General features: G+C 63.3%; 1 protein-coding gene. It reads right to left on the bottom strand.

The genetic code is table 11. The features are described from left to right. Window positions 1-488 (bottom strand): hypothetical protein (locus tag LH128_RS29790; protein ID WP_008833420.1); only part of this gene is annotated, 488 nt, incomplete at both ends.

Raw genomic sequence — 488 nt, forward strand, 5'->3', positions numbered from 1 at the left:
GGTCATGTAGCGCTCCCTGGCGATCGTCCATGCCGCGTTGACGTGATCGAGGTCATCACCGATGTCCGTAATCGCGCCGCGGGCGATCAGCTGATCACCGCGATAGGTGAGCCACACGGCCAGCATGACCATGTTGGCGTCGAGGTGGTCATGCGACGCGCAGCACCCTGGCGTGATCGTCTGGTTGGTGAGGCGCATGGTCTGCCATTCGTCAGGCGTCAGTTGGTGGGCCAGAGCCTTGGCGAAAGCGCATGCAAGGGTTTCGCGGTTCGCGTGCTCCATGGCCTCGGCGTGATCCTCGCCGGTGTAGATCGCCTCAAGCTCGTCATCGGCATTGCGGCGATAGAGCCCAAAACGGGGTTCGCCCGCGATTTCGCGGAGCGCGGGCTCGGGATAGTCGATCCACATTTCCACCGGCTCGCCCATCGGCCCGGTGCAGACTTCGAAGCTGGGCTTGGTGTCGTTGCGCCAGCTTTTGTCCGTCCAGT

It is taken from the genome of Sphingomonas sp. LH128 (assembly GCF_000293195.2).
GTDB classification, from domain to species: Bacteria; Pseudomonadota; Alphaproteobacteria; order Sphingomonadales; family Sphingomonadaceae; genus Novosphingobium; species Novosphingobium resinovorum_A.